The organism is Lutispora sp. (genome assembly GCF_041687175.1).
Lineage (GTDB): Bacteria > Bacillota > Clostridia > Lutisporales > Lutisporaceae > Lutispora.
In genome coordinates this window covers 1-7,219 of the sequence record NZ_JAWLCK010000124.1, presented here as the reverse complement: position 1 = coordinate 7,219, position 7,219 = coordinate 1, and the positions used below count along the sequence as shown (strand labels likewise).

3 protein-coding genes are annotated in these 7,219 nt (G+C 40.3%); all 3 read left to right on the top strand.

From position 1 onward, the window contains the following. On the top strand, positions 1 to 1,044 hold a 1,044-nt coding region (locus ACESM9_RS13230; RefSeq protein WP_372999547.1), incomplete at its 5' end, for a hypothetical protein. A gap of 12 nt (positions 1,045 to 1,056) precedes the next feature. Beyond that, positions 1,057 to 1,380, top strand: a complete 324-nt coding sequence (locus tag ACESM9_RS13225; protein ID WP_372999545.1) for a hypothetical protein — start codon at positions 1,057 to 1,059, stop codon at positions 1,378 to 1,380. 150 nt (positions 1,381 to 1,530) lie between these two features. Further along, a partial coding sequence (locus ACESM9_RS13220; RefSeq protein WP_372999542.1) for a M20/M25/M40 family metallo-hydrolase occupies positions 1,531 to 7,219 on the top strand: 5,689 nt, incomplete at its 3' end.

Below are 7,219 nucleotides of genomic sequence, written 5' to 3'. Positions count from 1 at the left end.
TTTTACAATATGGGCAGAATATATGAATCCTTGAGGGAATACAAGTTAGCGGCCCAGAGCTTTTTATCTGTGGTAAAAGGTGGAGAGAATGTAACATTGATAGATCCTGTAAGGGTCTACAATAAAGTGGCTAATCTTGTTCCTGATCTGGATAAGAGGGAGGAAATAGCCAAGGGAGTAATAGTATCCTTGAAGCTTAGGAATTATGGTGAAGTATTGACAATAGAGGATACAGATATGGATATTCTGGATACTGGATTTAGTGTTTCAGTTTATGACAGTAAAGATGGCAAGAAGCTTAGAGTCAGCTATGACAGGGAGACCAATGATCCTTATCATCTTATCAACAGTTTGTCTTGGAAGGTAGAAAGCGGCAGCACAGCGCTTTACAGAAGCAGCAGAGATAGTTTTACCATGGGCGTATTTGAGAACAATAATTATAAGATCACATTGACTATTAAATATAAAGGAAGCTTAGAAAGAGAAAGACAGACATATATATTAGTAACAAAAGAAGGATACAGGGAGTACAAAGGTGTAGATACCCTAAGACCAAATCAGCAATCCAGCAAGATATATGAAAATGCTGTCTATGAGCAGCTATTTGATAAGAATTTCAAGCTTTCCTATAGTGGATATTATGACAGATTTAATGTAATGTGGTCTATGGATAATCTGAAAAGCAGAATTATGACTGTGGATTACAGGGATTCGGGCAGCTCATTGCATCTGCTGAATGACTTGGATAAGGATGCAGGCATCAGAGCTAATCTAAGTACCCTGCTGACAGATAAGGACCTGAGGGGTAAGAAAGTAAGCATAAGATTCTGGGCAAGGAAGATAACATCCAAGGAAACTATGACTGTAAATGTGAGAGTAGGAAACAGGAATTATCCTTTCAGGGATTTTGATCTCCAATATAAGTGGAAACTGGTAACCATGGACTTTGATATACCTGAGGATGCAAAGAACTTTACATTTAGCTTGACAATTAAGCCCGGTGAAGAAATAAAGCTGGACGGATTTATAATAGTAGTAAAATAAAAGGGGGAGTTTATGGGTTTGAAGGAGAGCATTGGGGAAATTATCAGAGATTTTTTCCGCGCCTATGAGAGGGGAGATCTGGTTGGCATGTATGCATGTCTAACAACTGATTTTCAGAGGAGGGTACCTCTTAATTACTTCCGAATAAATGATAGATACAAGCAGGATATAGGTTTTTTGGAGAGTATCGGGCATATATCTATATCAGCAGATTACAGGAGTGCCTGTGCAGATGTGGAGATTATTTCCAACAACAAGAAAAGCATAATAGGCATAGCTTTGGAAAAGGATTTTGGACAGTGGCGTATTTTGCCTGATTCTGTATTTAATCAATAACGGCTTTTAAAGGCCGTTATTTTTTTCTCCCTTTTTTGTCGAAAGTTTATAGTTACTTTATTGATACATTTTATGCATAAATGTGGACTAATGGGCATCTAATGTATTGAACAAGCATATGTTTGTTCAATAATGAAAAGGGGGTATATTATGTTCAAGAAGCGCTTATCTTTGGTCTTAGCAGTGGTGATGATACTGTCAATGGTGTTTTCCACCGTATTTGCCTCACCTGACATTGGAAGCTATATGCCTGAGACCAGAAAGGAAGCCATAGAGGGCAGCCACAGAGGATATGAAGTAGATTCCTTTGAGAAGCCGGATATGTCAAATCCTTTTGGAGCGGTACCCACCAAAGAAGATAAGATTGAAGAACCTGTCTTACTTAAATCTTTTTCTCAGGATTTTGTGAGAACTTATGAAGATGATGGCTCTATAGATATCATAAGAGACAGAGAAGGAGATTTGACACCTGAGGATATGGTAGGGGTTAGGGAAATTGAAGAAAACCCCTATGGAGCCGTAAAAAGTGACAAAGTGATAGCAGATGAAGATGATGAACAGCAAATGATGGCCTTAAAGGCAGATCTTATGGACATCTTCCAGTCTGATGAGTATGGTACTAGAGCCTATGAGCATGTAGAATACCTATCAAAGGTAATAGGTGCAAGGCGTGCAGGCACTGAGAAGGAATATAAAGCAAGAGACTACATAAAGGAAGTATTAGAGGATATTGGATATTCTGTGAAGCTTCAAGGGTTTAGCCCAATTAATGTATCTTCCATGAACAGTGAATACATGCCTAAATTTGCTAGAGAACCAGAAGTTGCGCTGACTATAGAGGAAGACGAGGAGAAGTCAGTTACAGAAGAAGTATACGAAGAGCCTCCGGTATCCTATAGATACTACAATGTCATAGCAACAAAGCCTGGTTTATCCGATGAAGTTGTAATAGTAGGAGCCCATTATGATTCAGTAAGCTCAGGCGGCTCAGTAGGAGCCGATGACAATGCTTCTGGTGTAGGCATTATGTTGGAAGCCGCAGAGATATTGGCAAGTATGAATACACCCTATACAATAAAATTTATAGCCTTTGGTGCAGAAGAAATAGGGCTCAGAGGTTCCAGATATTATGTTGAAAATATGACCGAAGAAGAAATTGAAAATACTATAGCTATGATAAATCTTGACTCATGCATAGGCGGAGACTTTGCCTATGTATATGGAGGATTTGCAGATGACCCTGATGGAGGTTGGGTAAGGGATAAGGCTCTTGCACTGGCTCAAAATCTGGGATTGGATCTTAGGACCAATCCGGGGCTTAATCCTTATTATCCTGAAGGAACCACTGGGGATTGGAGCGATCATGTATATTTCAGAAGAGCAGGCATACCCTATGCATATTTTGAAGCCACCAATTGGGAGATAGGAGACAAAGACGGTTACGACCAGACAGTAGAATATGGACCAATAATGCATAGTGGTAGAGATAATCTGGACTTCATAGAAAGGGAATTCCCTGGAAGAGTGGAGGATAGACTTCATACCTTTGTCACCGTGTTGACAAATCTTTTGTTATGCATAGATGAGCCTTTATACCAGGGTATGGAATTAAGCGGAAACCTGGCCTCCATGACAGAGGAAAGGGTATTTGATGTAGCAGTTAATTTTGGATATCTGCCGGACTTGGATGAGCTTCAATGGACCTTTGGTGGAATACTCTTTGAAGAATGGAAGAAGGTAGATTACTCAGATGGTTCAACAATTGAAGATTCCTTTATAAAGTTTGAAACAGAACCATATCTGGATGGTTCAACAGTAAAAGCAAGGATCAAATTTGAATTACCTTTTGGCAGATTTGAAGATGAGAAATGGGTGCCTGTAGATACACTAGATAGAAGGCCTTATCCCAGGACCTATTATCCCAGGTTGTTGGGCACTTATGATCTTACAGTAACAGATGAGGATAGAGATGTTGCCATATCATCGCCCATAAAGCTAAATGCCTATGATAGCTATCACACATGGGAAGAATTAAAACCTGCCATAGATAAGATTATAGACAAGACCAGAGCAGGAAGATATATTGAGTATAAATCTTTAGGAGAAAGTATTGAAGGACGAGATTGCCACTTTGTGATTCTGGCGGAGAGTAAGGCTGCGGTAAATAAGTATTTGAATGAAATACTGCCTATGGCTTTAGAAGACCCGGCAGAACTTCAGAGAATGATATATGAAAAAGAGTTGTTAGACTATAAGATTCCTATATGGTTCAATAATATTCACCCCGACGAAGCACCGGGAACAGATGCTGTGTTAGGATTATTGGAAATGCTGGCTACCCAGAACAAGGTAGAATATGAGGATATAGAAATCAATGAAGGCAAGGAAGAAATTCCAAGCACAAAGAATACTGTAACACTAAGCGTTCCAGAGCTATTGGATAATTTCATATTCCTGTTTAACTTTACGGTAAATCCTGATGGAAGATACTATAATACTCGTACAAATGTAAACGGTTTTGATATAAATAGAGATTGTTCCTTCCAAACCCAGCCTGAGGCTGTGAATACAATCAAGGCTATAGTAGAGTGGAAACCCTTGACCTTCCTGGATTTCCATGGCCATGTGAAGGAATTCTTAGTTGAACCAACGACACCACCCCACGACCCCAATTATGAATATGATTTGCTGGTGCACAGCATGTTGGAGCAGGCTTATCTCATGGGCAGAGCAGGCATAGGAAGCACTAGATATGAGAGCTTCATAGTACCCAGAGAGGATTATGATAGTGGTTGGGATGATGCTTCTCCCGTTTATACCCCAATGTATGCTATGCATCATGGAGCATTAGGTCATACCATTGAAATTCCGGATATAAATGAACATTCTCATGATGCTCTTGTAGCTTGCGGTTTGGCTGCTGCAAAGTATGCATTGGATAATAAAGACAGATTATACAGGAACCAGTTGGAGGTATTTAGAAGAGGTGTAGAAAACATAGATGCTAAGGCACTGGTTGATCCTGAATTTGTAGACGGTAACGGTCAAGTAGTGGGAAGGCCCAGGGGAGACAATGCCAATTACTTCCCGGAATACTATGTGATACCCGTTGACGCTTCCATGCAAAAAAATATTCTGGAAGCCCACTTGATTGTAGATTATCTATTGAGAAACGGTATCCTTGTGGATGTTACTACAGAGGATGTAACCATAGGTGACAAGACATATCCAAAAGGCAGCTATGTAGTTGATATGCATCAAGCCATAAGAGGATATGCCAATGCCATACTTTCTGACGGTTTTGACATATCAACCTTCGATGATATGTATGCAGAGACAGTAATGAATTTCCCAGATGTTTGGGGATTTGACAGAGATATTATTAGAGAAGCTGGAGTGTTCCAAGGAAAAACTAAGAGAATATCCAGCGTATCAATGCCTGAAACAGGGACTCCAAATGCTTCAGATTACTATATCATAAAGAATAATAACAATGACGCAATAAGAGGCATAAATGAGCTTTTAAGAAAAGGCGAAAAGGTCAGCATGACCTTATCTTCGGGAGAAGATTATGAAGCTGGAGACTTTGTAATAAGCAAAAAAGCACTGTTTATGATAAAGGATAAATACTTTCTTGAGGTATTACCCTATGATGGAGGAAGCCTCATTAAGGATATTCCAAAGCCGGAGATTGGCCTTGCAGGCAGCGGAAACATAGAATTTGTACTTAGAGAGCTGGGCTTTGATTATTCTACATCACTGGCCAACAGCAATGTGATATTGGCTACCGGCTCTACTAATGTGAAGAGCTATATTGACAATGGAATACCTTATGTAGGTATAGGAGCCAACCCCATAAGGTTTGTGGGGACTAACGGCATTTTGGCAGTTAATCGCAGAAGCACCGGTTATGAAGGTCTTCTGAAATCAAAAATAGCAAAGGATAGCCTGATTAACTCAAATTATAAAGAAGAAGAGTATATACTGAATCCCTATGGCAGCGGAGTTTACTTCACTGCTGTACCAGATAATGTGAAGGTACTTGCCAGAGTTACCACCGATGACGATTATTTCAAGGCAGGTTGGTGGCCGGGCAGCGAGGAAGTAAAGGGAGCAGCTCTAGCAGTCCAGGGTGAATACAATAATACACCCATAACCCTGTTTGCATTCAACATAGCAAACAAGGGCCAGCCTAAACATTTCTTCAGAATGATGGCAAATGCCATATATACATCCCTGATGGATATTGATGAGGCTACAGGGGAAATGGAGCTAAGCAACAACAAAGCCTCCATGACAGAGAAGAGAATTATAGAGGCAAGATTCAATCTTGGTGAAGATGTAACAGCTGAGGATCTGGAGTGGACCTATGGCGGCAAGCCTCTGTCCGACTGGAAGAAATATGCTTCTGGAGGCTACAATGGAGATCCATTTATAAATGTTATAGAAGTTAAAATTGAAAGCGACAATACTGTAAGAGCAAAGATAGAGTTTGATCTACCCTATGGCACGAATGATTTAAGTGGAAGTGCCAGAAGAAGATATCCTGCTCTTATCGGTACTTACGACCTGGTTGCAAAGAATAAGAATACAGGCTCAATGGCAAAGGGAGCTATCAAGCTCAATGCTTATGACAGCTATCATACCTGGGATGAGATAAAGCCGGCTATCGATGAGATATTGCTGAAGGCTCAGGATGACAGATATCTGGAATACAAGGTTCTCGGAAAGTCTACGGAAGGCAGAGATATGCATCATGTGATTCTGGCAAAGAATAGAAAGGCTATAGACACTTATTTGAACAAAACCCTTCCATTAATGAAGGAAGATCCGGCAAAGCTGCAGGAAATGATAGAGAAGGGTACAATAGGCGATTACAAAGTGCCCATATTCTTCAATAATATACATCCTGATGAAGCTCCCGGCATAGATGTTATAATCAAATTATTGGAGAAATTCGCAACTGAGGATGTGCTTACCTACAAGGACTATGAGTCCACAAAGGAACCTATGACTCCTAACAGAGATGGAAGAAATGTGGAAAAACCGTCTACAGAAAGGATCATAAATATCGATGTGGACGAAGCTTTAAACAATGTAATATTCCTGTTCAACTTTACTGAGAATCCGGACGGCAGATACTATAATGTGAGACAAAATGTAAATGGATTTGATGTAAACAGGGATAATGGATATCAGACTCAGATAGAGTCAAGGTTGGTCACCGCCGAAATAGCAAAGTGGTCACCAATTTCAATGATAGACTACCATGGCTTTGTAAATGGTTTCCTCATTGAACCCTGTACCACACCCCATGAGCCAAACTATGAGTATGATCTTCTGATAGAGAATATGGTAGAGCAGGCTCATCTAATGGGAAGAGCGGGAATAGCCAATACCATGTATGAGAGCTATCAGATACCTTACGAAGATTATGCAGGAGGATGGGATGACGGAACACCTGCCTATACACCGACCTATGCAATGTTCCACGGATCAATGGCTAGTACCATTGAAATGCCGGATATCAATGAAGAGTCGCTGAATGCCACATATTTCGCTGGCCTGGCATGTGTCAACTATGTCATGACAAATAAAGACAGGTTGTTCCATAATCAGCTTGAAATATTCAGAAGAGGCGTAGAAAACATTGATGACAGAAGAGTGGATGCATATATGTTAAATGCTGCAGGAGATGCTATAGGAAGACCAAGAGGGGAAAATGAAAACTTCTTCCCGGATTACTATGTGATTCCTGTGGAGAAACCCCTCCAGAGAAATGCTCTTGAAGCTTACAACATAGCTGAATACTTATTGAGAAACGATGTGAAAGTAGAGG